General features: G+C 67.2%; 25 protein-coding genes and 1 pseudogene. 16 read left to right on the top strand and 10 right to left on the bottom strand.

The window, feature by feature from the left end; translation table 11 throughout:
* Positions 1-20 precede the first annotated feature (20 nt).
* Complete coding sequence (locus tag HMPREF3014_RS03490; protein WP_003113679.1) at positions 21-575, top strand: ClpP family protease; 555 nt, start codon at positions 21-23, stop codon at positions 573-575.
* Positions 576-750: 175 nt separating this feature from the next.
* On the top strand, positions 751-1,095 hold the full coding sequence (locus HMPREF3014_RS03485; protein WP_003113680.1) for a con-10 family general stress protein: 345 nt from the start codon (positions 751-753) through the stop codon (positions 1,093-1,095).
* Between the two features lie 162 nt (positions 1,096-1,257).
* Here HMPREF3014_RS03485 and exoY read toward each other — a convergent pair whose 3' ends face one another.
* Positions 1,258-2,394, bottom strand: coding sequence for a type III secretion system adenylate cyclase effector ExoY (gene exoY / locus HMPREF3014_RS03480; protein ID WP_023087531.1), 1,137 nt, complete (start codon positions 2,392-2,394; stop codon positions 1,258-1,260).
* 228 nt (positions 2,395-2,622) lie between these two features.
* Between exoY and HMPREF3014_RS03475 the strand changes: the two genes are divergently transcribed.
* Positions 2,623-3,036: a CBS domain-containing protein gene (locus tag HMPREF3014_RS03475; protein ID WP_023087530.1), complete on the top strand. Its 414-nt coding sequence runs from the start codon at positions 2,623-2,625 to the stop codon at positions 3,034-3,036.
* Here the strand turns inward: HMPREF3014_RS03475 and HMPREF3014_RS35305 are convergent.
* Complete coding sequence (locus tag HMPREF3014_RS35305) at positions 2,996-3,262, bottom strand: alpha-amylase family glycosyl hydrolase (protein WP_003147575.1); 267 nt, start codon at positions 3,260-3,262, stop codon at positions 2,996-2,998. The two genes, HMPREF3014_RS03475 and HMPREF3014_RS35305, sit on opposite strands and share 41 nt — an antisense overlap.
* A gap of 197 nt (positions 3,263-3,459) precedes the next feature.
* On the opposite strand from HMPREF3014_RS35305, the gene hcnA reads away from it, so the two are divergent.
* The 9 genes from hcnA (at position 3,460) to HMPREF3014_RS03425 (ending at position 12,241) form a co-directional block, all read left to right on the top strand.
* Complete coding sequence (gene hcnA, locus HMPREF3014_RS03465) at positions 3,460-3,774, top strand: cyanide-forming glycine dehydrogenase subunit HcnA (protein WP_023087529.1); 315 nt, start codon at positions 3,460-3,462, stop codon at positions 3,772-3,774.
* Complete coding sequence (hcnB, locus tag HMPREF3014_RS03460; RefSeq protein ID WP_003144254.1) at positions 3,771-5,165, top strand: cyanide-forming glycine dehydrogenase subunit HcnB; 1,395 nt, start codon at positions 3,771-3,773, stop codon at positions 5,163-5,165. Before hcnA ends, hcnB begins: the two co-directional genes overlap by 4 nt.
* A 2-nt stretch (positions 5,166-5,167) precedes the next feature.
* The gene (gene hcnC / locus HMPREF3014_RS03455) at positions 5,168-6,421 is read left to right on the top strand and encodes a cyanide-forming glycine dehydrogenase subunit HcnC (protein ID WP_003113686.1); all 1,254 of its coding nucleotides are present in this window, start codon (positions 5,168-5,170) and stop codon (positions 6,419-6,421) included.
* A gap of 153 nt (positions 6,422-6,574) precedes the next feature.
* Positions 6,575-7,159 (top strand): TetR/AcrR family transcriptional regulator, encoded by a 585-nt coding sequence (locus HMPREF3014_RS03450; protein WP_003113688.1) that lies wholly within the window; start codon positions 6,575-6,577, stop codon positions 7,157-7,159.
* Positions 7,160-7,289: 130 nt separating this feature from the next.
* Positions 7,290-8,327, top strand: coding sequence for an NADP-dependent oxidoreductase (locus tag HMPREF3014_RS03445; protein ID WP_003113689.1), 1,038 nt, complete (start codon positions 7,290-7,292; stop codon positions 8,325-8,327).
* Positions 8,324-8,668 (top strand): putative quinol monooxygenase, encoded by a 345-nt coding sequence (locus HMPREF3014_RS03440; RefSeq protein WP_003113690.1) that lies wholly within the window; start codon positions 8,324-8,326, stop codon positions 8,666-8,668. Before HMPREF3014_RS03445 ends, HMPREF3014_RS03440 begins: the two co-directional genes overlap by 4 nt.
* Positions 8,669-8,673: 5 nt before the next feature.
* Complete coding sequence (locus HMPREF3014_RS03435; protein ID WP_003116965.1) at positions 8,674-9,549, top strand: NAD(P)-dependent oxidoreductase; 876 nt, start codon at positions 8,674-8,676, stop codon at positions 9,547-9,549.
* A gap of 87 nt (positions 9,550-9,636) precedes the next feature.
* Positions 9,637-11,232: an EAL domain-containing protein gene (locus tag HMPREF3014_RS03430; RefSeq protein ID WP_003116964.1), complete on the top strand. Its 1,596-nt coding sequence runs from the start codon at positions 9,637-9,639 to the stop codon at positions 11,230-11,232.
* 124 nt (positions 11,233-11,356) lie between these two features.
* Positions 11,357-12,241 carry a DUF1911 domain-containing protein gene (locus HMPREF3014_RS03425; RefSeq protein WP_003113693.1) on the top strand — a complete coding sequence of 295 codons (885 nt, stop codon included), beginning with the start codon at positions 11,357-11,359 and terminating at the stop codon, positions 12,239-12,241.
* Positions 12,242-12,256: 15 nt separating this feature from the next.
* Here HMPREF3014_RS03425 and HMPREF3014_RS03420 read toward each other — a convergent pair whose 3' ends face one another.
* From HMPREF3014_RS03420 to HMPREF3014_RS03385, 8 genes are all read right to left on the bottom strand, one after another.
* Positions 12,257-12,934, bottom strand: coding sequence for an amino acid ABC transporter permease (locus HMPREF3014_RS03420; RefSeq protein WP_003113694.1), 678 nt, complete (start codon positions 12,932-12,934; stop codon positions 12,257-12,259).
* A gap of 1 nt (position 12,935) precedes the next feature.
* Entirely contained in the window at positions 12,936-13,652 is a 717-nt protein-coding gene (locus HMPREF3014_RS03415) for an amino acid ABC transporter permease (RefSeq protein WP_003089046.1), read from the bottom strand.
* Between the two features lie 80 nt (positions 13,653-13,732).
* Positions 13,733-14,539, bottom strand: coding sequence for an ABC transporter substrate-binding protein (locus HMPREF3014_RS03410; RefSeq protein WP_003089047.1), 807 nt, complete (start codon positions 14,537-14,539; stop codon positions 13,733-13,735).
* A gap of 298 nt (positions 14,540-14,837) precedes the next feature.
* Positions 14,838-15,314 carry a hypothetical protein gene (locus HMPREF3014_RS03405; RefSeq protein WP_003089049.1) on the bottom strand — a complete coding sequence of 159 codons (477 nt, stop codon included), beginning with the start codon at positions 15,312-15,314 and terminating at the stop codon, positions 14,838-14,840.
* Between the two features lie 81 nt (positions 15,315-15,395).
* Positions 15,396-16,343, bottom strand: a complete 948-nt coding sequence (locus HMPREF3014_RS03400; RefSeq protein WP_003089050.1) for a LysR family transcriptional regulator — start codon at positions 16,341-16,343, stop codon at positions 15,396-15,398.
* A gap of 67 nt (positions 16,344-16,410) precedes the next feature.
* Positions 16,411-17,931: a tripartite tricarboxylate transporter permease gene (locus tag HMPREF3014_RS03395; RefSeq protein ID WP_003089051.1), complete on the bottom strand. Its 1,521-nt coding sequence runs from the start codon at positions 17,929-17,931 to the stop codon at positions 16,411-16,413.
* A complete protein-coding gene (locus HMPREF3014_RS03390; protein ID WP_003160233.1) occupies positions 17,928-18,458 on the bottom strand; it encodes a tripartite tricarboxylate transporter TctB family protein in 531 nt (176 codons plus the stop codon). The genes HMPREF3014_RS03395 and HMPREF3014_RS03390 overlap by 4 nt, the downstream gene beginning before the upstream one ends.
* Positions 18,459-18,485: 27 nt before the next feature.
* Positions 18,486-19,499 carry a Bug family tripartite tricarboxylate transporter substrate binding protein gene (locus HMPREF3014_RS03385; protein ID WP_003089055.1) on the bottom strand — a complete coding sequence of 338 codons (1,014 nt, stop codon included), beginning with the start codon at positions 19,497-19,499 and terminating at the stop codon, positions 18,486-18,488.
* Between the two features lie 266 nt (positions 19,500-19,765).
* Here HMPREF3014_RS03385 and HMPREF3014_RS03380 point away from each other — a divergent pair, with 266 nt between their 5' ends.
* The 4 genes and pseudogenes from HMPREF3014_RS03380 to HMPREF3014_RS03365 all read left to right on the top strand — a co-directional run.
* Positions 19,766-21,091, top strand: a complete 1,326-nt coding sequence (locus HMPREF3014_RS03380) for an MFS transporter (protein WP_003113698.1) — start codon at positions 19,766-19,768, stop codon at positions 21,089-21,091.
* The gene (locus tag HMPREF3014_RS03375; protein ID WP_003159110.1) at positions 21,084-22,043 is read left to right on the top strand and encodes an amidohydrolase family protein; all 960 of its coding nucleotides are present in this window, start codon (positions 21,084-21,086) and stop codon (positions 22,041-22,043) included. Before HMPREF3014_RS03380 ends, HMPREF3014_RS03375 begins: the two co-directional genes overlap by 8 nt.
* Positions 22,040-23,053, top strand: a pseudogene (locus HMPREF3014_RS03370) (4-hydroxythreonine-4-phosphate dehydrogenase PdxA). Before HMPREF3014_RS03375 ends, HMPREF3014_RS03370 begins: the two are co-directional and overlap by 4 nt.
* Before the next feature lie 172 nt (positions 23,054-23,225).
* Positions 23,226-24,237, top strand: a 1,012-nt coding sequence (locus HMPREF3014_RS03365) for an OprD family porin (RefSeq protein WP_049299015.1), incomplete at its 3' end; no start/stop codon positions are given.

Below are 24,237 nucleotides of genomic sequence, written 5' to 3'. Positions count from 1 at the left end.
ATACGGAAAGAGAGGCGAGCATGTCCAAGCAGCACATCATCCATTTCACCGGGCCGATCAATTCGTCCACCTGCGGCAATCTGATCAACACTTGCGCCAAGGTCCTGCAACAGGAGGCCGAGGAGTTGCGGATCAACATCGCCACCATGGGCGGGGAATGCAGCTACGGCTTTACCCTGTACAACTTCCTGCGCGCGCTGCCGGTGCCGATACATACCCACAACCTGGGTACCGTCGAGTCGATGGGCAACATCCTGTTCCTCGCCGGCGAGCGACGCAGCGCCAGTGCCCACAGCAAGTTCCTGTTCCATCCTTTCCACTGGACCCTGCATGGCGCGGTGGACCATGCGCGGATGGCGGAATATGCGATGAGCCTCGACTACGACCTGGAGCTTTACGCCCGGATCGTCGCCGAGAACACCCGTGATGCGCCGGAACGCCTGGACATCCCGCGCTACCTGATGGCCTATCCGCGCATCCTCGGTCCGGAAGACGCCCTGGCTTGCGGACTGATCCATACGGTGGACGATTCACCTATACCCGCTGCCGCCTGCCAGTGGAGTATCCATTCTTAGTTTCCCGCGCCGCCCAGCATATTCCGGCAAGCGGAAGGCCTTGGATCGGCTAATGATTTTTTCGTCCCAGGGCGCCCGCAAAGAGTTTGAACGATCCATCGCGCAAGCCTTCGGAGTAAGTGCACGCGGCGAAAAACGCCGCATCCCTTTCAACCCTCGAGAGGAGGACACGAGCATGACCGACAAACGACAAGGCATGAGCACCAGCGAAGCCGGGCAGAAAGGCGGCGCAGCTACCTCCAGGAGCCACGGCAAGGAGTTCTACCAGGAGATCGGCCACAAGGGTGGCCAGGCCAGCGGCGGCAACTTCGCCAATGACCCGCAGCGCGCCGCCGAAGCCGGGCGCAAGGGTGGCCAGCAGAGCGGAGGCAATTTCGCCAATGACCCGGAAAGAGCCGCCGAGGCGGGCCGCAAGGGCGGCCAGCAGAGCGGCGGGAACTTCGCCAACGATCGGGAAAAGGCCTCCGAGGCAGGACGCAAGGGTGGCCAGCACAGCCACGGCGGCGGACGCTCGTCCTGACCGTGCCGAACCGCTGAAGCGTACGGCGCATCCCCAACGGGATGCGCCGTTTTCACATCGGCCGAAGAGAGCCGGTCCGGGGCTTCGGAAAGTCCCGTTCGAACAGGCGGCAGGATGCCCATGCCGCCGGGGAAAGCGGGCTTTGCCAACGACCTTCGCGCATCAGACCTTACGTTGGAAAAAGTCGAGCGCCTCCTGGAAGCTGGGCCGCAGCGGCACGTTCCAGTCGGGATGGGCGGTGAAGTGATAGCCGTTGCCCTTGATGCACTCGACCAGCAAGGAAAAGCTCTTCCGATCCGCCACCACGCAGACCTCGTCGAAGCGAACGGACTCTTCTCCGAGCCGATGCTCCATGGCCCGGGGAAGGTAGAAGGTGGCCGGGAAGTTGTCACCCATATGGGAGCCTGGGTTGCCCGCATCGTCGCTGTGGTGAAACATCTCCCTGTGCTCCCCCCGGCCCAGGCAGTCATTGAGGGCGTCCACCAGTTGCCGCGTGCGCGGAGTGATGTTTCCCCTGGCCATATCCTCCCTGCCATAGAATCCGTCCTCGCTCAGGGGATCCTTTGCACCGAGGGGGGTGTATCTGACCGCGGTATTCCTTCTTGCATCGAGACCACCACTGCCATGCGCCTCGATCGAGGGCGCTACCAGGAAGAGGTCATAATCGGCAGTCATCGCCAGCCCGCAAGCCGGGCTGGCCAGTACCTGCACCGCTTCCGACCGCCCCAGGCGGCTGATCCTGTAGAGACCGTCCGGCTGCTGGCGGGCCTCGAACTCATAGCGTTTGCCGCTGGGGCCCTGCGCGGTCAGGAGGCGAACCGGCCCGACACCGTCTGCCACCAGGCCGAAATTCCGCACCAGCTCCGCAAGGCGTTGCCGAGAGATCCGCAGGTCGGTCTGGGTATAGGCTCCGCCATCCATTCCCTTCGCCACAGCCAGGTTCAGCTTGCGTATTTCCGCCGTGTCGCGGTTTTCCCGCTTGCTGAGATGCTGGTCGACACAGATGAACCCCGCCTGCGGACCCCAGTTCGAGCTTTTCCCCTTCACCGAGAAGCCCTTGGTCGGGAAACCCTCTTCGATCAGCGTGGTGACGATTCTTTCAACCGGGCGAATGCCAAAGACGGTATTCGTCTGCCTGGCCACCGCCTGCATGCGCAAGGCATGTTCGACGGAAACCCCCACCCCCTGCGCATCGAACAGGTCCTGTAGAGCCCGTGCCTGCATATCCGCAGGGCGCAGTAGCGGTCCGGGCTGTGCCGTTGCGTTAGAAACCACCTGACGATGACCGTCGATACGCATGGTTCGTTTTCCCGCATATGCCAAAGAAGGAGTCGAGAATAAGAATCCGGGCAGCGGCGAGATATCAGAAAACGCGGACAAATTTTTTGTTTTCCGCACGCTGCCCGCGCGAGCGCTAGGTAGATGGCTGCGACGCCGGGAAGAAACTTCGAACTCCCCGTATGCGGGCGATTCACAAGCAGGGAGAGCCGCGCCGAAAACGGCGCGCCGGAAGAAGGAGACAGAACGATGAAAGTCCGTGAAATCATGAGTCGCGAAGTACGTACCGTCACCCCCCAGACCACCCTCGGCGAGGCGGCGCTGCTGATGCGCCAAGCCGATGTCGGCGCCTTGCTGGTCAACGAGGGCGAGCGCCTGACCGGCGTGGTCACCGACCGCGACCTGGCGGTGCGCGGCCTCGCCGATGGACTCGGAGCCGACCGCCCGGTGCGCGAGGTGATGAGCGGGGAACTGCGCTACTGCTTCGAGGACGAGGAAGTGGACCATGTGGCGAAGAACATGGCGCAACTGGAGAAGCGCCGCTTGCCGGTAATGGATCGCAACAAGCGCCTGGTAGGCATCGTCTCGCTGGCCAACATCGCGACCTGCAACGCCGACAAGCTCAGCGCCAACCTCTTGCGCGGCGTGGCCCGCGCGCACTGAGTCGGACATGACGGAACGACGGGTGGTGGCGATCTGCGGCGGCAGCGCCGGGGTCGGGCGAGCGATACACCGGTGACGGCCAGAGGGCGTCGCCGCCAAGGCGGCGCAGGTGGTCCAGGCGCGCGACCAGGCCGGGCAGGTCGCCGTCGCTGTCGGTGAACGAACGCGGGTAGACCTGGTAGATCACCGCGCGTTTCCACCAGGGCGGCTGGAAGGATTGCAGCATGGGGCCTCCACGGGTGAGCCGGCTTTGCTGCTTGGCACCCTGGGGTAGGCGCGGGTTCGACTTTTCCGCGCGAACGCCTGCACCCCACCTACCAGAATTGGCAGGGGAAGATACCCACCTGTCATGGATCAATGTCCGCGCCCGGCCCGACTCCTAGTGTCGCCGGCTCCCGACTCTCTCTCACGGATGAAAGGGCAATGCACCTTCTTGAACGTCAACACGATATCCAGCCCCTCTCGCGGGCAGACATGACCATCCACCTCAATGGCCAGCCCGTCGCGGCGGCTGCCGGTGAGACCGTGCTCAACGTGCTCAATGCCGTGGGCCTGCGCCGGCTCGCGCGCAACGACCATGGCCAGGCCAGCGGCGCCTTCTGCGGCATGGGCGTATGCCACTGCTGCCTGGTCGCCATCGACGGCCGGCCCAAGCGCCGCGCCTGCCAGACCGTCGTCCGGCCGGGCATGCGGGTGGAAACCGAAAGTAACCGCTTCGACCAGGAGGAACGGTCATGAACCTGCGCCCGGTGATCGTCGGCGGCGGCTCGGCCGGCATGGCCGCAGCCATCGAGCTGGCCAGGCGCGGGGTCCCCTGCGTCCTCTTCGACGAGGCCTCGCGTCCCGGCGGGGTGGTCTATCGCGGCCCCTTGCGGGCCGGCGTCGATCCGGCCTACCTCGGCGCGCGCTACACCCGGATGCTGGAAAAACTGCGGCGCGATTTCTCCGCCTGCGCCGGGCACATCGACCTGCGCCTGAACAGCCGCGTGGTCGGTGGCGACGGCCAGCGCCTGATGGTCCTCGACGAGGCGGAACAGCTGCACGAGGTGGAGTATTCGCACCTGCTCCTGGCCACCGGCTGCCATGAGCGCAGCGTGCCGTTCCCCGGCTGGACCCTGCCCGGGGTGATGCTCCTCGGCGGCCTGCAATTGCAGATCAAGAGCGGCGTGGTGAAGCCCCTGGGCGATACCCTGATCGCCGGCAGCGGCCCGCTGCTGCCACTGGTGGCCTGCCAGCTGCATGCGGCCGGGGTACGTGTCGCCGGGGTCTACGAGGCCTGCGCGTTCGGCCGCATGGCCAGGGAAAGCCTGGCGCTGCTGAACAAGCCGCAACTGTTCCTCGACGGCCTGAGCATGCTCGGCTATCTCAAGCTCAACGGCATTCCGCTGCACTATGGCTGGGGCGTGGTGGAGGCCAGCGGCGAGGGGGAACTGACGGAAGTGACGGTAGCGCCCTACGACGAAGAGTGGCGGCCCGACCTGGAAAACGCGCGACCGGTGAAGGCCAGCACCCTGGCGGTCGGCTATGGCTTCATCCCACGCACCCAGCTCAGCCAGCAGTTGGGTCTGGAGCACGGCTTCAGCGACGACGGATACCTGCGCGCGGAATGCAACGTCTGGCAGCAGAGCAGCCAACCGCACATCCACCTGGCCGGCGACATGGCGGGTATCCGCGGCGGCGAGGCGGCGATGATCGGCGGGCGCATCGCGGCCTTGTCGATCCTCCTGCAACGCGAGGCCATCGCGCCCGCCGAGGCCATCGAACGCCGAGAATCCCATCTCGCCCGCCTGGAGGCGATCAAGCGCTTCCGCGCCGGAGTCGAGCGCTACACCCAGCGCGGCGCCCGCCAGGTCGAACTGGCGCGGGCCGATACGGTGATCTGCCGCTGCGAACAGGTCACCCGTGGCGACATCGAGCGCGCGCTCGAACAGGGCGTGCAGGACATCGCCGGGCTGAAGATGCGCACCCGCGCCGGCATGGGCGACTGCCAGGGGCGGATGTGCATCGGCTACTGCAGCGATCGCCTGCGCCGCGCCACCGGACGCCACGACGTCGGCTGGCTGCGGCCGCGTTTCCCGATCGATCCGATCCCGTTTTCCGCATTCCAGAACCTCGGTACGGAAGCCTGAACATGAACAGAACCTATGACATCGTGATTGCCGGCGGCGGCGTGATCGGCGCGTCCTGCGCCTACCAACTGTCCAGGCGCGGCAACCTGCGCATCGCCGTGGTCGACGACAAGCGACCGGGCAACGCCACCCGCGCCTCGGCCGGCGGCCTCTGGGCCATCGGCGAATCGGTGGGACTGGGCTGCGGGGTGATCTTCTTCCGCATGATGTCCTCCCGCAACCGGCGCGAGGCCCAGGGCGCGGCGGTGGCGGTGGACGCGAGCACGCCGCACATCCTGCCGCCGGCGTTCTTCGACCTCGCCCTGCAATCCAACGCGCTGTACCCGGAACTGCACCGAGAACTGATCGAACGCCACGGAATGGACTTCAAGTTCGAGCGCACCGGGCTGAAATACGTGATCCAGGACGACGAGGATCGCCAGTACGCCGAGCACATCGTGGCGCAGATCCCGCATCTGGCCGAGCAGGTGCGCTGGCTGGACCGCGAGGAACTGCGTCGTGCCGAGCCGGCGGTCAGCCACGCGGCCCACGGCGCGCTGGAATTCCTCTGCGACCACCAGGTCAGCCCGTTCCGCCTGGCCGACGCCTACCTGGAGGCGGCGCGCCAGAACGGCGTCGAGCTGTTGCCGGGAACCAACGTCACCGGCGTGCTGCGCCAGGGCCGGCGGATCAGCGGGGTGCGCACGGACAATGCCGGGGTGCTGCATTGCCGGACCCTGATCAACGCCGCCGGCGCCTGGGCCGCGGAACTCAGCGAAATGGCCACCGGCCGGCGCATCCCGGTGAAGCCGGTGAAGGGCCAGATCGTCCTCACCGAGCGCATGCCACGACTGCTGAACGGTTGCCTGACCACCAGCGACTGCTACATGGCGCAGAAGGACAATGGCGAGATCCTGATCGGCAGCACCACCGAGGACAAGGGCTTCGACGTCAGCAACACCTTCCCGGAAATCGCCGGCCTGGTGCAGGGCGCGGTGCGTTGCGTGCCGGAGCTGCAACAGGTCAACCTCAAGCGCACCTGGGCCGGCCTGCGCCCGGGCTCGCCGGACGAACTGCCGATTCTCGGTCCGGTGGCTGAAGTGGAGGGCTACCTGAATGCCTGCGGGCATTTCCGCACCGGCATCCTCACGTCGGCGATCACCGGGGTGCTGCTCGACCGGCTGGTCCACGAAGAGACGCTGCCGCTGGACATCGCGCCGTTCCTCGCCGCGCGCTTCCAGCCGGAGCCTGCCGCCGTGGCGGTCGCGGCCTGCTAGGTCCGCGAGGGGTAAATCCGCGGAGCGGGGCGGGCGCCGGACCGGCGTCCGTTCCGCACGGTTCCCGACAGCGGCGCAGTTGCCGTCGGCGCTATACTCATGGCTTCGAATTATTTCTAGACGACTGGTCTAATTCAAGCTACCGTGCGCCCCATGAAAACCAGCTACGACGACACCCGCCAGCATCTGCTCGATACCGGATACCGGATCATGGCGGTCAAAGGCTTCTCCGGAGTCGGCCTCAACGAAATCCTGCAGAGCGCGGGCGTTCCCAAGGGCTCGTTCTACCATTACTTCAAATCCAAGGAACAGTTCGGCCAGGCCCTGCTGGAGGACTACTTCCGCGTCTACCTGGCGGACATGGACCAACGCTTCTCCGCGCCAGGGCTGAATGCCCGCGAACGACTGATGAGCTACTGGCAGAAGTGGCTGGACAACGCCTGCCCGCCCTGCGACGAGCAGCGCTGCCTGGTGGTCAAGCTCAGCGCCGAGGTCGCGGACCTTTCGGAAAGCATGCGCATCACCCTGCGCGACGGCTCCGACGGGATCATCGAACGCCTGGTCGGCTGCCTCGGGCAGGGCCGCGACGACGGCTCCCTCGCGCCCTGCGATGCCCGGCACATGGCCAGCGCGCTGTACCAGTTGTGGCTCGGCGCGAGCCTGCTGAGCAAGCTGCACCGCAGCCCAGGACCGCTGGAAACAGCCATGCAGACCACCCGCAGCCTGCTGGAAATCTGAGGTTCCGCCAGGAAATACCCGCCCCGCGAGAGGCGGGTGTTTTTTCGACCCGTCAGTAGTTGACTGGTCTAATTTGCCCGGCGCACGGTATGAGCCGTTCGCCACGTTCGTCAGACAGAGGAGTCTGGAAATGTCCCAATCCACGCAGGTCAACCGCCGCATCGTCCTCGCCTCGCGCCCCCACGGCGCCCCGACCCGGGATAACTTCCGCATCGAGCAGGTTCCGCTTCCTGAGCCCGGCGCGGGCCAGGTGCTGCTGCGCACCGTCTACCTGTCGCTCGATCCCTACATGCGCGGACGGATGAGCGACGCGCCGTCCTACGCGCCGCCGGTGGAACTCGGCGCGGTCATGGTCGGCGGCACGGTCAGCCGGGTGGAAGCCTCGAACCATCCCGGGTTCAAGGTCGGCGACTGGGTGCTCTCGGCCAACGGCTGGCAGGACTACGCGCTATCCGACGGCAGCGGCCTGGCGCGCCTGGGCGAGTCGCCGGAGCATCCGTCCTACGCCCTGGGCCTGCTCGGCATGCCCGGCTTCACCGCCTACATGGGCCTGCTCGACATCGGCAAGCCCCAGGCCGGCGAGACCCTGGTGGTGGCCGCCGCCACCGGGCCGGTCGGCGCCACCGTCGGACAGATCGGCAAGCTCAAGGGCTGCCGAGTGGTCGGCGTCGCCGGCGGTGCGGAAAAATGCCGCCACGCCGTGCAGGTGCTCGGCTTCGATGCCTGCCTCGACCACCATGCCGCGGACTTCGCCGAACGACTGGCCGAGGCCTGCCCGGACGGCATCGACATCTATTACGAGAACGTCGGCGGCAAGGTCTTCGACGCCGTCTTCCCGCTGCTCAACGCCAAGGCCCGGATCCCGGTCTGCGGCATCGTCGCCCACTACAACGACACCGAGCTGCCACCCGGGCCGGACCGCTTGCCGGCGCTGATGGGCACGATCCTGCGCAAGCGCATCAAGGTGCAGGGCTTCATCATCTTCGACGACTACGGCCATCGCTACGATGAATTCCAGCGCGACATGTCGAAGTGGTTCGCCGACGGCCTCATCCAGTACCGCGAAGAGCGGGTCGACGGCCTGGAGAATGCCCCCGAGGCCTTCTTCGGCCTGCTCCAGGGACGCAATTTCGGCAAGCTGGTGGTGCGCGTCGGAGCCGACGCATGAACCAGGCGGTCCGTGTGGTAGCGCTGTTGCAGGCGCGCGAGGGCAGGGCGGCGGAGGTCGAGCGGCTGCTGCTGGCCTGCGTGCAGCCGTCGCGGGCCGAGGACGGCTGCCTGTCCTATGTCCTGCACCGGAGCCTCGACGAGGCCGGGCGCTTCGTCTTCGTCGAGCGCTGGGCCGACCGCGACGCCATCGAGCGGCACCGACGGATGCCGCACTACAGGGCGATGGCCGATGCCGTCGCCGATCTCCTGGCGGACCGCCAGGTGTTCCTCCTCGAGGAACTGCCAGCGGCCAGCCTGTCTCCGGTAGATCCGGAACCTACAAGACCCCATGAGGAGTGAAACGGATGAAAGTCGGATTTCTGGGCCTGGGCGGCATGGGCGCCGCCATGGCCACCCGCCTGGTGCAGGCGGGACTCGAAGTGACGGTGTGGAACCGTTCCGCGGCGGCCTGCGAGCCCCTGGTGGCGCTGGGCGCTGCCAGGGCGGAGGAGGTCGGCGAGCTGTTCGGCCTCGACGTGGTCATCAGCATGCTGGCGGACGACCAGGCGATTCGCGGCGTGCTGCTCGACAGCGGCGCGCTCGAACGGGCGAGGCCGGGTCTCATCCACCTGAGCATGTCGACCCTGTCGCTCGATTGCGTCGAGGCGCTCGACCAGGAGCACCAGCGCCAGGGCCTCGCGTTCGTCGCCGCGCCGGTGTTCGGCCGCACCGACGTGGCGGAGGCCGGCAAGCTGAACATCGTCGTCGGCGGTCCGGAGGAAGCCATCGAGCAAGTCAAGGCGCTGCTGGAAATTATGGGACAGAAGACATGGTTTTTCGGAAAAGACCCGCGCGGGGCAATGGCGGTGAAGATCTCTGGTAACTTCATGATCGCCAGCGCCATCGAAAGCATGGGCGAAAGCGTCGCCCTGGTGAAGCGCCTGGGCGTCGAGCCCGGCCGGTTCATGGAGCTCATGTCCTCGACGCTTTTCGATGCGCCTGTCTATCGCAACTACGGCCCGCAGATCGTCGAGCAGCGTTTCACACCGGCCAGGTTCCGCCTGGTCCTCGGGTTGAAGGATGTCGACCTGGCGCTGTCCGCCGGCAAGCGCCACAACGTGCCGCTGCCGCTGGCCAGCCTGTTGCACGACGTGTTGCTCGAAGCCATCGCCCATGGCGACGGGGAATCGGACTGGACGGCGCTGGCGAAGGTAGCGTTGTCACGATCGGGACAAATCTGAAAAGGTTCTGCGCACGGCCCGGCAGGGCCCGTGAAGCTGTTCGGCAATCTGGCGTGCTTTCCATGGATTCATTAGGCGGAAGAAGGTATGTCCGAGCGTGGAACGGCTGCAGAAGGCCGGATCAACTGGCGACGCATCCTGCCGATACTGCTCACCACCACCCTGGTGGGCGGTGTCTGTGGGATCTTCGTCATCAACGAACTGGATCGCCAGCACGACGGCGCGCACCTGCGCTCGTACACCGAGAGGGCGCTGGAGCGGGCACTGGAGATTTCCTCCGCGGCGGACCAGATGCTCCGCGAGATGAACGCCGGCAGCGCGCCGGCCTGCAGCGACCGGGACCTGGAAATGCTGCGTTCCATCGTGCTCGAGTCGCGCTTCATGAGCGACGTTGGCAGGATCAGCGGCGACCGGGTCATGTGCACGGGCGTCCGGGGCCGGCTGCGCGCGCCCTGGGGATTGTCCGCGCCCGACCGGGTAGATGCCGCCGGCACCCGCTTCTGGACGGAGGGCATGCCCCTGCCGTTGCAGGCGTTGCCCACCGGACTGGTCAGTCGCGGCAACGCCGTCGTATTCATTGCCCCGCACGCCTATTTCGATGTCGACCACCCGGACCCGGGCATCTCGGCGGCGGCCGTCAGCAGTGGCGGCGACTACATCTACCACCGTTTCGCCTGGGACGACGACCAGCCCCTCGAGGCGCTCGGCCGGCCCGGCTGGCCGCGCTTCATCGGCGCCCGGCAGATAAGCCTGTGCGACCCGACGCAGGACATCTGCGTGGTCTCCCTTCTCCGCGAACGCGGCCTGCTTGGCACCGAGCCCGGACGCGCGGCCATGGCCGCGGCGATCGGCGGCGGGCTGTTGTTCGGCGTCATGCTGCTGCTCAGCTACCTGTTCGGCTTCCTCAACGACGAAAAACTGCCGGCCAGGCTGCTGCGCGCGTTGAAGCGCGAGGCCCTGGAGGTGCACTACCAGCCCATCGTGCGCCTGGCCAGCGGCCGCTGCGCCGGGGTCGAGGCCCTGGCGCGCTGGACCGATAGCAGCCTGGGGCGGGTTTCCCCGGATGTCTTCATCGGCGCCCTGGAGGAGAGCGGCGACATCGAACTGCTGACCCGTTTCGTCTTCCGCCGCGCCCTGAAGCAGCTCGGGCCGTTGCTGAGGGAGCAGCGGAGCTTCTACGTCAGCGTCAACGTCACCGGCAAGGACATCGCCGACCCCGGTTTCATCGATTTCGCCATGCGCCAGATGGCCAGGGAAAGCGTGCGCCCGGAACAGGTCGCGCTGGAACTGACCGAGCGCACCACCGAGGCCCAGGGCTGCCTGCTGGCCGGGATGAACCGCCTGCGCGAACTCGGCCTGAAGATCTACGTGGACGATTTCGGCACCGGTCATTCGAACCTGGTCTACCTGGCCAACCTGCCGGTAGACGCGATCAAGATCGACAAGGTCTTCACTCAGTCCATCGGCGACAGCAGCGCCGTCGAACTGATCTTCGACAAGCTCTGCTCGATGGCCGAGCACCTGGAGATCGGCGTGGTCGTCGAAGGGATCGAGACACAGGCCCAGGCCGACCACGTGCTGCGCCGCTCGCCCGAGGCCCTCGGCCAGGGCTGGCATTTCGGCAAGGCACTGCCGCTGGAGGCCTTCCTCGACTACTACCGGAACCAGCCGGCGGGCCGCTAGAACGGACCTTCCGCGGGGCACCACGCTGCGCTAGCATCGGCCGTCCATACCGGATGCGGCCTGGACGGCCGCACTCCGGATCGCACGGAACGGCCGGAAACGGCCGCGATCACCACAGGCCGCCATGCACGCATTCCCCCTCACCCTGGACAACCGACTCGCCGAAGCCCTGCCGCTATGGCGCAACCTGGCCCGCACCGACCGGGCGCCGCGAAGGAACATCGACCTCGCCGACTGGAAAGCCGACTGGCGCGAACTGATCGCCGCGCTCGACAGGTTTTCCCGGAGCCACGGCTATCGCCAGCCGTTCGCCGCGCAAGGGCACGCAGCCCTGGAAAACGCCTGGGCCTGGGGCCAGGCCGCGGAAAACGCCAGTACGCTGCTGCTCAAGGCCATCGACCGGGGCCTGGCCGGCGCCGAACTGCGCTCCATCTACCTGGAGACCGCCGCGCTGTGGCTGGACTACAGCCGGCTGCTCGGCGCCGCCCGCGACAGCCTGCGCGAGCAGGGCGAGGTCGACTTCGAGACGGCGCCGGCCCTGGCGCCGCGCACAGGCCAGTATCCGTTCGCGCTGCAACTGCTCGCCATGGGCGTGCTGCTCGATGCCCAGGAGCTCATCCCGGCGCTGGTCGAGGAGGTCCTGCAGTTCGATACCGACCGCCTGCTCGACTATCTCGGCGCGGCCGCCCTCGGCCTGACTTCCGCCAGCGAGGAAACCTTCCATCCACGGCCGTTCGGACAGTTGCGGGCGTTCTTCGAAGAGGCGGACGGCAGCGACGCCCAGGCGCTGGCGCCTTACCTGCAAAGCCAGTACCGGGAGTTCTTCCAGCTTTCCCCCAAGGCGCAGAAGAAGACCCGCCGCCTGACCGGCCCCTACGCCTGGGGCTGGTGGGCCATGGAGGTGTCGGCGCTGGGCGTGCTCTACGGCTGGGACGATGGCGTCCTGCGCGCCTCGCCGCATTACCTCGGCGACCTGGTCGACTACGCGCGGGCGCGCGGCGACGCCTGAGCCACCGGCCGCCGCTCAGGCCCGCCGGCGGCGGGCGAGGAACGCGGCGGCCAGGTCGAGGCTGGTGCAGAGCAGGAAGTAGAGCAGGGCGACGAACAGGAAGATCTCCGTCGGGTGGACCATCACCCGGTTGCTCACCTGGGTGGCGACGAAGGACAGCTCGCCGACGCCGATCACGTAGGCCAGGGAAGTGTCCTTGATCAGCGACACCCACTGGTTGAGGAAGGATGGCAGCATCACCGGCAGCGCCTGCGGCAGGATCACCAGGCGCAATACCTGCCACGGCCGCAGTCCGAGCGCGCGGGCGGCCGCCCACTGCCCGGCGGGGAGGCTGTGGATGCCGGCGTACACCGAGTGGGCGAGGTAGGCGCCGCCGATCAGCGACAGCGCGCAGACCACGGTGGCCAGCGCCGGTACGTCGACATGGAAGACGATCGGCAGCAGGAAGTAGGTCCAGAAGATCAGCATCAGCACCGGGATCGCGCGGAAGAAGCCGAGCAGCGCCACCAGCAGCAGGCGCGGCTTGCCGGGCAGCACCGCGAGGGCCACGCCGAGGACCAGGCCGAGCACCGCCGAAGCCAGTCCGGAGAGCGACGCCAGCAGCAGGGTCAGCGCCGCTCCGCCGAGCGGGCCGTCCGGGTAGGCGCCGAGCAGCAGGTAGGACAGGTTGTCCGAGATGACCGAGAAATCCATCTCAGGCACCTCCCTGGCGGTAGCGGCGGGTCTGCTGCAACGCCTGGCCGAAAGCTTCGATCAGGGCGATGGCGCCGATGTAGAGAAGGGTGGCGATACCGAAGGCCTGGAAGGTCTTGAAGGTCTCGGTTTCCACCTGGCGCGAAGCGTAGGACAGCTCGGCCAGGCCGATGGCCATCGCCAGCGAGGAGTTCTTCAGCGCATTCATGTACTGCCCGAGCAGCGGCGGCAGAGCCGTGCGCAGGGCCTGCGGCAGCACCACCACGCGCCATACCTGGCGCTGGGTCAGCCCCAGGGCGAGGCCGGCGGCGCGCTGCTCGGGGCGTACCGAGGCGATGCCGGCGCGGAACTCCTCGGCGACGAAAGCCGAGGTATAGAGGGTCAGCCCCCAGGCACCGGCGAGGAACTCGAAGGACGGCCAGTCGAGCAAGGGCGTCTCGTGCGGCGTGTTCAGCCAGCTCACCAGCGCCTCCGGCAGCAGCGCGGGAACGCCGAAGTACCAGAAGAACAGCTGCACCAGCAGCGGGGTATTGCGGAACAGCGCCAGGTAGGCGCGCGCCGGCCAGGACAGCAGGCGCCGGCGCGACAGCCGGGCGATGGCCAGGGGGGCGCCGATCAGGGTGGCGAGCAGGCAACTGAGCAGGGCAAGACCGAGGGTCAGCAGGAAGCCGTCGAGCAACCAGCGCAGGTACTGCGGGGCGAGAAGTTCGCCGAACATGTGCGGGATTCCGTCGGGTAGAACGAAAAACGCGCCTCAGCGAAGTGAGGCGCGCGGGTCGTGCGGGCGAAGCGGGCCGCTCAGCTCTTGTCGCCGATCTTGTACAGGCGCGCCAGCGGGGTCTTGGTCTGCGGACCGAACCAGGTGTCGTAGATCTTCTGCGCCTGGCCGTCCTGCTCCAGCTCGCGCAGGCTCTTGTCGACGAACTCGGTCAGGGCCTTCTCGCCCTTGGGAATACCGACGCCGATCAGGTCGTTGGAAATGGTGAAGGGCGGCACTTCGTACTTGTCGCGGTCGGGCACGTTGGCCAGCAGGCCGATCAGCTTCGGACCGTCCTGGGTGATGGCCTGGACCTGGCCGTTGCGCAGGGCGGTGAAAGCGAAGGGCGTGTCGTCGTAGGCGATGACCTTGGCGCCGGGGAACTTCTCGCGCAGCACGCCTTCGTTGACCGTGCCCTTGTCCACGCCGACCCGCCACTTGTTGAGGACTTCCGGCGAGGTCAGGGTGCCTTTCTTGACGATGAACTGCTGTCCGGAGGAGAAGTAGGGGATGCTGAAGTCCACCTGCTGCGCACGCTCCGGGGTGATGGTGAAGTTGGCCAGGACCAGGTCGACCTTGTTCGCCGTCAGCAGCGGGATGCGGTTGGCCGGGTTGGTCGGCAGCACTTGCAGCCGGACGCCCAGCTTGTCGGCCAGGGCCTTGGCATAGTCGACGTCGAGGCCTTCGATCTGCTTGCTCTTGGCGTCGACGAAGCCGAACGGCGGGTTGCTGTCGAAGGACGCGACGCGCAATACGCCGGCCTTGCGGATGTCCTCCAGGCGGTCGGCCTGGGCCAGGCCGGAGATCAGGGCGAGGGCGAGGGCGGTGATGGCGGGGAGTTTCTTCATGAAAGTTCCAGCTCCTTGTCGGCCGCGATCGACGATCAGGGCCTTGCAATGTGGGGCGGACATTCCGGATGGGAATGCCGCCATGTCGGCGCGGGGGTATCCCGTGGCGAAGGGAGTTTGGCAGGGGCCAAGGGTCGGGAGAAAAGAATGAATCGATCTATCTTATTTCCAGACGAAATAAGAGGTATGAAAACAAGGATTCAAGGAAATAAAAAACGATAGCGTAACGCCATTGTCCGCAGGGCTTCCGCGTCGGGGGTTCGTCGTCGAGAAGGAAGGCCGGGGCCCGGCGGCCCCGTCAGCGGCTGTCCCGGCAGTCGATCACACTGGCGTTGGTGATGATGTCCCGGCTGTCGGTGTACAGGGTGATGCTGCAGAAATAGTCGAGGATGGTCTCGTTCTCGTAGTAGCCGGTCTTGCGATAGACCGCCTCGCTACTCACCGGCGCCATGCCGGCGACCCCCTGGCCACCGACGCCGACCCAGGTCTCGCGCTGGCCGACGTACTCGGTGCCGGTCTGTATGAAGACCTTGTCCGGCCCCATGTGGGTCCGCACGCGGTTCCAGGCGTAGAAGCCGCCGCTACCGTAGGACGAAGGGCCGAGGCCCTGGTCGGGCTTGCCGAACAGTTCGAAGGCCTTGCCGGCGGGCTGGCCGATGAGCTTCTGCGCGGCGACCTTGACCTCGTTGTCGCGATTCCCCGACTGACCGAGGGAGGCGCAGGCGCTGAGACCGAGGACGAGCAGGGCGAGACCGAAGGGCTTGATCGAGGGCATGGCATTCACTCCGTTGAAATGCCGCAGGATGTTAGAGGTCCAGCCGGCTCGCGGCTATTAGCTCATTTGTGCTAGTGCCGCTCACTTCGCCAGGTGCCGCGCCTGTTCGGCATGTACGCTGGCCATGAAGGTCTGCATGGCCGAGGAGTGGACCCGGTTGCGTCGGGTGATCAGGCCGTAGGGCGGCAGGCGCGGCTCCAGCTGGATCGGCAGGATCGCCAGCAGGTGCTTGCCCGGGTAGTCCTCGATCACCGAGCGTGGAGTGATGCCGATCATGTCGGTCTGTTGCAGCAGGGAGAGCAGGGTCATGATCGAGGTGGTCTCGACGATACTGCTCGGCAGGTCGATGCGCGCATTGTGGAAGGCCTGGTTGACGATCCCGCGCATCGGGCTGGGGTGCTGCTGCAACACCCAGGTCAGCTCCTGCAACTCGCCCCAGTCCAGCTTGCGTGCCTGCGACAACGGGTTCTGCGCGCCGACCACCACGCAGAGTTCTTCCTCGCCGAGGCTGTCGAACACCAGGTCGTCGGTGCGCGCGCCGCTGGGGATGCGTCCGAGCACCACGTCCAGCTGGTCCTGTTGCAGGGCCTGGACCAGCACGTCGCTGGTGTCCACCTGGATGCTCATCGACAGCCGTGGATGACTCTGCTTCAGGGTGGCGATGGTGCGCGTCAGCAGGCTCGAGGCCAGCGCCGGGATCGCTCCGACGGTGACCCGGCCGAGGTTGCCGGATTCCAGCGCGACCAGTTCCTCGCGCATCCCGGACAGCTCGGCGAAGATCATCCGCGAGTAATAGATCAGCGTCTCGCCGAAAGGCGTCGCGCGCATGCCGCGCGGCAAACGCTCGAACAACTCGACGCCGAGCAGGTCTTCGGCCTCGTGGAGCATCTTGGTCGCCGCCGGCTGGGTCATGCCGATCTCGTCGGCGGCGCGGCGCAGCGAGCCGAGTTCCTCCAGGGCCAGCATCAGGCGCAACTGGCGCAGGCGCAGGCGGCTGTGGATGATGCTGGCGTCGGGAATCCGGGACATGGCGTATCTCGCTGGCGGCGGGGAGACCCAGGGTGACAAGAAATCCACCCCGCCGCCAGACGCAGGCTCAGGCGGCATGCCGGAGACTCCGCCGGCCACGCCGGAACAGCGCCCCGGCGCACCGCGCCAGCAACGGCCAGAGCAGCATCGCCAGCGCCGCGCCGGTCAGGCTGGCCACCAGCGGGTTGGACCAGAACACCGAGAGTTGCCCGTCGGAGAACAGCATCGACTGGCGGAACGCGTCCTCGGCCTTGTCGCCGAGCACCGCGGCGAGCACCAGCGGGGCGATGGGGTAGCCGAGTTTCTTGAACAGGTAGCCGAGCGCGCCGAACAGCAGCATCAGGACCACGTCGAGCATGGCGTTGTGCACCGAGTAGGCGCCGATGGCGCAGACCATGACGATGATCGGTGCGACGATGGCGAACGGAATCCGCAGGATCGAGGCGAACAGCGGCACGGTCGCCAGTACCACGATCAGGCTGACCACGTTGCCCAGGTACATGCTGGCGATCAGGCCCCAGACGAAGTCGTGCTGTTCGACGAACAGCGTCGGCCCGGGATGCAGCCCCCAGATCATCAGGCCACCGAGCATCACCGCGGCGGTCGCCGAGCCGGGGATGCCGAGCGTCAGCATCGGCAGCAGGGCGCTGGTGCCGGCGCTATGGTCGGCTGTCTCCGGAGCGATCACGCCTTCCACCTCGCCCTTGCCGAAGTTCTCGCGGTTCTTCGAGAAGCGCCGCGCCAGGCTGTAGCTCATGAACGAGGCGGCGGTGGGGCCGCCCGGAGTGACGCCCATCCAGCAGCCGACCAGCGCGCTGCGCAGCCAGGTCAGCCAGTAGCGCGGCAGCCTGGCCCAGGTACGCAGGATCACCATCGGCGTGATGCGTGCGCGCTCGCCGCGAAACACCAGTCCTTCCTCCACCGTGCAGAGGATCTCGCCGATGCCGAACAGGCCGATCACCGCCACCTCGAAACTCAGCCCGGAAAGCAGCCAGGGCTGGTCGAAGGTCAGGCGCAGGTCGCCGGACACGGTATCCATGCCCACGGCGGCCATGGCGAAACCGATGGTCATCGCCACCAGGGTCTTCAATGGCGGGTTGCGGCTCATGCCGATGAAGGTGCAGAACGCCAGCAGGTAGACGGCGAAGAACTCGGGCGAGCTGAACGCCAGGGCGAAGCGAGCGATATGGGTGGACAGGAAGGTCAGCAGCAGCACGCCGACCAGCGCCCCGAGGAGCGCCGAGGTGAAGGCGGCGGTCAGCGCTTCGCCGGCCTGGCCGTTGCGCGCCATCGGGTAGCCGTCGAAGGTGGTGGCCACCGACGACGGCTCGCCGGGGATGTTGAACAGGATCGAGGTGATCGAGCCGCCGAACAACGCGCCCCAATACATGCAGGAAAGCAGGATGATCGCCGACACCGGCGACATGCTGAAGGTCAGCGGCAGCAGCAGCGCCACCCCGTTCGGCGCACCGAGGCCCGGCAGCACGCCGACCAGGATGCCGAGCAGCACGCCGATCACCATCAGGCCGAGGTGATGGGCGCTGAGGACCAGGCTCATGCCCTGCATCAGGGAATCGAATTCGCTCATGGCCTGGCGCTCCCGACGAAGGCCGCGAGGTCGACCAGTATTCCGGCATCCAGCGGCACCTTGAACCAGACGGCGAAGACCAGGTAGCTGGCCAGCGCCGCGCCGCAGGACAGCGTGACGATCAGCGGCACGCCGTAGGGTTTGTCGCGGCTACGGTCGCGCCACATGAACCAGGCGATGAACAACGCGGAGGCGAGGTAGATCCCGGCGAACGGCATGGCCGCCACGTAGGCGGCGATCGGCAGGAACACCGCAAGCACCCGGCGAAAGGCCGCGCGGGCGACGAACGAGGTACCCAGCGCCCGCCAGCGGCACAGGGCCAAGAGCAGGTTGCCGAGGCTGGCGGCGCTCAGCAGCAGGCCGATGTAGAAGGGGAAATAGCCGGCCTCGGGGCCGCTGTCGCCCCAGCCGATGCCGATATCCTGGCTGCCGTACATGACGATCGCGCCGAGCGCGGCGGTGAACAGCGCCAGGCCGATCTCCACCCAGCGGGTGGCGACCAGCGGCGCATCGGATGAGCTGGACATGTTCGTCTCCTGGTCGCGCTACGCGGGTTACTGGCGAAGCCAGCCGGCTTCCTGGAACAGCGGGATGACGCGCTGGCGGTCCTTCTCGATGTAGCTCACCAGGTCTTCGCCAGCGAGGAAGGTCGGCGCCAGCGCCGAGCGTTCGACATAGTCCCTGAACTCGGCGGTCTGGCTGACCTTGCGCATCAACTCGACGTAGAAGGCGCGCTGCTCGTCGCTGACTCCACCGGGCAGGAACACGGTGCGCGGGAAGCGGTACTGGTCGATGCCCAGGCCCTGCTCGTGGCAGGTGGGGATGTCCGCCCAGGACTGCTCGGCAGCGACCTTGGCGGTGTAGATCATGCGCTCGTGGCTGAACACGCAGAGCGGCCGGACCTGGCCGCCGCGCCACTGGCTGAGGCTTTCCGCCGGGTTGTTGAGGTTGGCGGCGATGTGCCTGCCGGCCAACTGGATGGACGCCTCGCTGCCGCTCTTGAAGGGGATGTAGGTCAGCTTGCCGCCGACCTGCTTGCCGAGCAGCAGGCTTAGAGTCTGGTCGACGTCCTTCGACTGGCTGCCGCCGAAGCGCATGCCTGTCGCGTCCTTCTTCAGATCGGCGAGGAACGCCGCGGCGTCCGCCCACGGCGCCGCCTGGTAGGTCCAGAGGATGAAGTCGTCCTCGGCCACCGCCGCCACCGGCGTCAGGTCGGTCCATTGGTAGCCCAGCCGGGCCACCAGCGGCAGCAGGTAGACATTGTTGGTGCCGATCACCAGCTTGTGCGCGTTGCCCTTGGCCAGCTTCAGGTCGAGGAAGGCTTCGGCGCCGTTGCCGCCGCCCTTGTTCAGCACCACGGTGTTGACGTCGAGCAGCTTGTTCTGGCTGATCGCCGACTGGACCAGGCGGGCGAGTTGGTCGGTGCCGCCACCGGGACCGCCGGCGACGACGATCTCCAGGTTCTCTTCGGGTTTCCAGGCAGCCGCCAGGGCGGGCAGGGCGGTGCAGCAGAGCAGGGCGCAAGCGGCCAGGAAGGAGGGGACGGAGCGCGCATATGCGGTACGCATGGAGGACCTCTGGTTGTCATTGTTGTTATGGGTAGAGCGGAGTGTGCGAAGCGCACCGATAAGCGTCCACTCAAAATAAGGCATACACCGATAGCCTGGGGTTATGAGTGGAAGCGGATGTCGGATACCTGGAGCGATAACCGTAGGAAATGGCCGTATGAGCAGCTTTGATTAGACGGTTATCGATGGGAAGCCGGATAGTGGGCGTGCCGGACCTGCCAACCCAGTTCCGCAGCACAAGAACAACAATAAAAGAGGTACGACCCATGGCTCAGGCACAGACCGCCGTGCTCCAGGCTGATCCTGCCCAGGACAAGGCCACTGCCGCAAAACCCAGCAACGTCCGCTGGCGCATCTTCGCCATCGTCTTCGCCCTGACGGTGATCAACCTGGTCGACCGGGTCTCGCTGTCCATCGCCATGCCCACCATCGCCGGTGAATTCCAGCTCACGCCGAGCATGCAGGGGCTGATCCTCAGCAGCTTCTTCTGGGCCTACGCGCTGTTGCAGATTCCCGGCGGCTGGCTGATCGACCGCTACGGCCCGCGCCGGGTGATCGGCTGGTCCACCGGCCTCTGGGGAGCCTTCCAGACCCTCGCGGCCTTCGCCAGCGGCGGCCTGTCGCTGATGTTCGCCCGGGTCGCCCTGGGCGCGGCGGAAGCGCCGCTGTTCCCCTCCGGCGGCAAGCTCAACTCGCTGTGGCTGGGCTCCAGCGAACGCAGCCGCGGCGCCGTGCTGATGGACTGCGGAGGGCCGCTGGGCGTCGCTCTCGGCGGACTGGTCATCGCCTACCTGATCGCCGTGCTCGGCTCCTGGCGCAGCGCCTTCTTCATCGCCGGCATCGCCACCCTGGCCATGGCCTGGCTGGCCTGGCACTACCTGCGCGACGACCCGGCCGAGCATCCCGGGGTCAACGCCGCCGAGCTGGACCGGATCAACGCCGACCGCACCACCCCGCTCGCCGAAGCGGACTGCCAGGCCGGCGGAAGACTGGGCATCGCCGGCCGCTCCCTGGTCGGTATCGTCCTCGGCCGCGCCAGTTGGGCCATGGTGTTCTTCGGCCTGCTGACCTGGGGTCCTAGCTACCTGGCGCAGGCGCGCGGCTTCGATATCAAGGGTATCGGCGCCGCGACCTTCGTCATCTTCCTCTGCGGCGCCGTCGGTTCCCTGGTCGGCGGCTTCCTCTGCGACCTGCTGATCCGCAAGGGCGTGCGCCGCGGCCTGGCGGCCAAGGGCCTGCTGACGGTCTCGGGCCTCGCGGCGCTGGTCGCCTTCCTGCTGTTGCCGAGCCTGGAAGATGCCTATGCCGCCGTGACCCTGCTGGCGCTGACCGCCTTCTTCCTGATGTGGGGCAGCCTGTACTGGAGCTTTCCGGCCTTGCTCGCCACTCCGGCCCGGGTCGGCCTGGTCGGCGGGGTGATGAACATGGCCGGCAGCCTCGGCGGCATCGCCGTGCCGATCCTGGTCGGGCTGCTGCTGCAACACCTGGGCGGATATGCCGCGGTGCTGGGCTTCTTCGCCCTCTGCTCGGCAGCCTTCATCGCCGGCACCCTGCTGATTTCCCTGGACAAGACCGAGGCAAAGCATGGCTGAGCTGTACGACGGGCCGATCGTCGACGCCCATCATCATTTCTGGGACCCGCAGGCGAACTACCACCCCTGGCTCGCGGAGGACGCCAAGATTCCGTTCCGCTACGGCGACTACAGCGCGATCAAGCGCCGCTACCTGCCGGCGGACTACTTCGGCGACGTCGGCGCACACCGGGTGGTCGAGACGGTCTACGTGGAAACCGAGTGGGACCCGCGCGATCCGCTCGGCGAAACCCGCTTCGTGCATCACCTCGCCGAACGCCATGGCGCGCCCCACGCAGTGGTGGCGCAGGCCTGGCTGGACGCGCCGGACGCCGCCGAGGTGCTGGCGGCGCAGGCGGGCTTCGCACGGGTCCGCAGCGTCCGCCACAAGCCCGGCGGTCCGCAACGCCCGCAACAGGTCGGCGAGCTGCGCAGCCTGATGAGCGACGAGCGCTGGCGCCGCGGCTATGCCGAGCTGGCCCGGCACGGCCTGCACTTCGACCTGCAGACACCCTGGTGGAACCTCGCCGAGGCCGCATGCCTGGCGCGCGACTTCCCCGATACGCTGATCGTGCTCAACCACGCCGGCCTGCCGTCCGATCGCAGCGAGGAGGGGCTGGCCGCCTGGCAACGGGCCATGGCGCGCTTCGCCGAATGCCCCAACGTGGCGTTGAAGATCTCCGGCATCGGCCAGGCCGGCCGGCGCTGGAGCGTCGAGGACAACGCCTGGATCGTCCGCGAAAGCATCGCCCTGTTCGGCGTCGAGCGGGCGATGTTCGCCAGCAACTTCCCGGTGGACAGCCTGTGCGGCTCGTTCGACGACATCTATGGCGGTTTCAAACGCATCGTCGCCGACCTGCCGTACGCCGACCAGGAACGGCTTTTCCATAGCAACGCGCGGCGCATCTACCGCACCGTACCCGACACCGTGCGCCTGCAGCAGGCGTCGCTCGACCCGAGGACTTCCCCATGAACGCTCCATCCCTACCGCGACTGGCCATGGTCCTGGGCGATCCGGCCGGCATCGGCCCGGAACTGATCGCCCGCCTGCTGGCCGACACCGAGGTGCGCGAGAAGGCGCACATCGTGCTGATCGCCGACGAAGCGGAAATGCGCCGCGGCATGCGCATCGCCGGCTGCGAATTCCCCTACCGGCGCATCGACGCGCTGGAGACCCTGGATTTCGCCGACGCCACGCCACTGCTGCATCCCTGGCTCAGCCAGGGCGGGGACGAGTTCCCACGCAGCGAAGCGAGCGCCGTCGGTGGCCGCTACAGCCTGGAAACCCTCGCGCTGGCCCTCGAACTGACCCGCAGCGGCAGGACCGACGCGATCCTCTTCGGCCCGCTGAACAAGACCTCGCTGCACATGGCCGGCATGGACCACAGCGACGAGTTGCACTGGTTCGCCGAGCGCCTGGGGTTCGGCGGCCCGTTCTGCGAGTTCAACGTCCTCGACGACCTCTGGACCTCGCGGGTGACCTCCCACGTAGCCCTGGCCGAGGTGCCGGGCCTGCTCAGCCAGGAGCGGGTAGGGGAGGCGATCCGCCTGATCGACGACGCGCTGCGCCGCAGCGGCCTGGCGCGGCCGCGCATCGGCGTCTGCTGACTGAACCCGCACAACGGCGACAACGGCAGCTTCGGCCGCGAGGAGCTGGACATCATCGCTCCGGCGGTGCAGAAGGCGCGCGAACAGGGGATCGCCGCCGACGGCCCGTATCCCGCCGACACCATTTTCCTCAAGGTGCAGGGCGACGCCCGTGCCTTCGACGCGGTGGTGACCATGTACCACGACCAGGGGCAGATCGCGATCAAGCTGATGGGCTTCTCCCGCGGCGTAACCGTCCAGGGCGGCCTGCCGATCCCCATCGCTACGCCGGCCCACGGTACCGCCTTCGATATCGCCGGGCAGGGAAGGGCCGACGTCGGCGCCACCCGCCAGGCGTTCGAGATCGCCTGCCGGATGGGCAGGCGCAAAGCCTGATCGCCTGCATGCGACACGACAACCAGAGCGCCGCCCCTTCGTAACGCGCTCCCTGGCGCCTCCCTGTACCGTCGCGGCGGGGCAGGAGGCGTCGCACCTTCGACGAGAGACACATCGCCTGGAGCCGCAGCGCTCCACGGCTCGCTTCGGCCTGGGAAAAGGAAAAACAACAATGACCCGTTCCGCTCCGAACCTGCTGAAATCCGCCTCGCTCGCTCCGGTCCTGCTGGCCGGCCTGCCGTCGCTCGCCGGCGCCGAGGGCTTTATCGAAGACGCCAGCGTCAGCCTCGGCCTGCGCAATCTCTATTTCAATCGCGACTTCCGCCAGCCCGGCGCGGCGCAGTCGAAACAGGAGGAGTGGGCCCAAGGCTTTCTCCTACAGGCGAAGTCCGGCTATACCCAGGGCACCCTGGGCCTCGGCGTCGAGCTGATCGGCCAGCTCGGCCTGAAGCTCGACAGCAGCCCTGATCGTGCTGGCTCCGGGCTGCTGCCACGCCACGCCGACGGACGCGCAGCGGACGACTACGCGCGACTGGGCGTGGCGCCGAAGCTGAAGCTGTCGAATACCGAGCTGAAGCTCGGCGAACTGCTGCCGGAACTGCCAATCCTCCTGCGCAACGACGGCCGCCTGCTGCCACAGACCTTCCAGGGCGGCATGCTGACCTCCAGGGAAATCGCCGGCCTGACCCTGCACGGCGGGCAGATGCGTTCGCTCAGCCAGCGCAACTCCAGCGACCACCAGGACCTCTCGGTGGATGGGCGCGGCGGGGCGTTCTCCGACCGTTTCGACTACCTGGGCGCGGAGTACCGCTTCAATGCCGAGCGCAGCCAGGTCGGGCTGTGGCAGGCGCGACTGCAAGACATCTACCGGCAGGACTACTACAGCTTGAGCCACAAGCAGAGCTTCGGCGGCTGGCGCCTGGGCGCCAGCGTCGGGCTCTTCGACACGCGCGACGAAGGTGCCGCGAAGCTCGGTGAACTGGAGAATCGCGCGCTGACCGGTTTCTTCAGCGCGACCCGCGGCGGCCACAGCCTCGGCGCAGGCTACCAGCGCATGTACGGCGACGACGGGATGCTCTACATCGCCGGCACCAGCACCCCGTTGGTCAACGACATCCAGGTGCGCAACTTCACCAGCGCCGGCGAGCGCTCCTGGCAACTGCGCTACGACTACGACTTCGTCG

The organism is Pseudomonas sp. HMSC065H01 (assembly GCF_001815235.1).
GTDB classification, from domain to species: Bacteria; Pseudomonadota; Gammaproteobacteria; order Pseudomonadales; family Pseudomonadaceae; genus Pseudomonas; species Pseudomonas aeruginosa.
The sequence above is the reverse complement of the archived record's forward strand: the minus strand, read 5'-3'. Positions and strand labels throughout refer to the sequence as shown.